At 74.7% G+C, this 1,481-nt stretch carries 2 protein-coding genes and 1 pseudogene; 1 reads left to right on the top strand and 2 read right to left on the bottom strand.

Annotated features, from left to right (window positions below; translation table 11 throughout):
* Window positions 1–300 (bottom strand): helix-turn-helix domain-containing protein (locus G3I65_RS13455; protein ID WP_160696403.1); only part of this gene is annotated, 300 nt, incomplete at its 3' end.
* Between the two features lie 103 nt (window positions 301–403).
* Window positions 404–1,108, bottom strand: coding sequence for a DJ-1/PfpI family protein (locus G3I65_RS13450; protein ID WP_160696402.1), 705 nt, complete (start codon window positions 1,106–1,108; stop codon window positions 404–406).
* 98 nt (window positions 1,109–1,206) lie between these two features.
* Between G3I65_RS13450 and G3I65_RS13445 the strand changes: the two are divergent.
* Window positions 1,207–1,481: pseudogene (locus tag G3I65_RS13445) on the top strand (GlxA family transcriptional regulator); the annotation flags it as partial.

Genomic DNA, 1,481 nt, shown 5'->3' with positions numbered 1-1,481 from the left:
CGCGTCCAGCTCGCCAGGCTCGACCGTCAGCGCGTACCCCCGCGGCCCGGAGCGCAGCCGCTGCCCGGCCTCGGCGGCACCGAGGCCGGGCGAGAGCGTCTTGCGCAGCTTCGACACGGTGACCTGCACGATCGCCGCGGCGCTCGACGGCGCGCCGTCCGGCCACAGTTCGTCGACCAGCGTGTCGCGGCCGACGTACTGGCCGGCGCGGGCGAGCAGGACGGCGAGCAGCCGCCGCGGCTGGGCCGCCGAGGGCAGCGGGACGGAGGCCGTCATCGGGCCGAGCACCTGGAATCGCACGGCTACAACACCCCACCCGCGAGATCACCTGATCGAGCGAGCTGAATCTAACCGCCGGGCGCGCGGCGCGTCCGCCGATCACCCGGATGGCCGACGACGTCGGTCAGGTGTGCGCGAGCAGCCTCCCCAGCAGTTCGGGGTGCTCGGCCAGCCCCTGGCGCAGGGTGTGTTCCCGCAGCGGCTTGAGGTCGCCGTACGGCTGGTTCGCCCAGTCCAGCGCGCCCTGCGGCGGCTCGGGGTCGTACTCGATGGCGAACTGGATGTTCGTCGCGACCTGCCGCCCGGCCAGCCGTTCCACCAGGTGCAGCGCGAGGTCGATGCCCGCGGACACCCCGGCGGCGGTGATCACGGAGCCGTCCTCGACCCACCGGCGCGCGACCGGCGTGGCCCCCAGCCCGGCGAGGACGTCGCGGAGCATCCAGTGCGTGGTCGCCTGCTTGCCTTCGAGGAGGCCCGCCGCGCCGAGGATCAGCGAGCCGGTGCAGACCGACGTCATCAGCTCCGCCCCTTCGGCCGCGGTGCGCAGCCAGGCGAGGAGGCGCTCGTCGGCCATCGCGCGCAGCGTCGGCACGGTGCCACCGGGGACGAGCACCGCGTACGGCGCCGGGACCTCGTCGAAGGTGTGGCTCGGGGCGACCCGCAGCGGCGTGTCCGTGCCGACGGTGTCCGTGCTCGCGCCGACGACGACGGTCCGGTAGCCGGCGTCCATCTGCGCGAGCGCGCTGAGCACCTGGAGCGGGCCCACGAGGTCGAGCGGCGTCAGCCCGGGGTAAACGACGAAGGCGAGGGCCTTCTGCTCATCGGTCATGCCCCGACCATGGCGGGCCTGGACGGCGGGCGGGCCGCCGATGTCCCGATTCCTGCGAACCGCGTCCGAGCGCCGGGTCCGGCTGCTAGCGTTCGATCATGCCAGGGTCACCCAGACGGGTCGTGATCGTCGGGTACGCCGACGCCGAGCTGCTGGACATCGCGTGTCCCGCCGACGTGTTCGACGCGGCGAACCGGCTCGGCGCGCGGCCGCCGTACGAGCTCCAGCTCGCCTCGGTCGACGGACACGGCATCCGCACCTGCGCCGGGCTCGTGCTGCAGCCGCACCTGCGGCTCGACCAGGTGGCGGGCGACCTCGACACGCTCGTCGTCGCGGGCGGCTGGGGCAGCCCGGCCGCGGCGGCCGACGAGCG

The sequence above is a fragment of the Amycolatopsis sp. SID8362 genome (assembly GCF_010550475.1).
Lineage (GTDB): Bacteria > Actinomycetota > Actinomycetes > Mycobacteriales > Pseudonocardiaceae > Amycolatopsis > Amycolatopsis eburnea.
Note: the sequence above shows the minus strand (reverse complement) of the source record. Positions and strands in the feature narration are given on the sequence as shown.

What these genes read in the sequence shown, in the direction of transcription:
- G3I65_RS13450 (WP_160696402.1), bottom strand. Translation starts at nt 1,108, where the DNA reads ATGACCGATGAGCAGAAGGCCCTCGCCTTCGTCGTTTACCCCGGGCTG.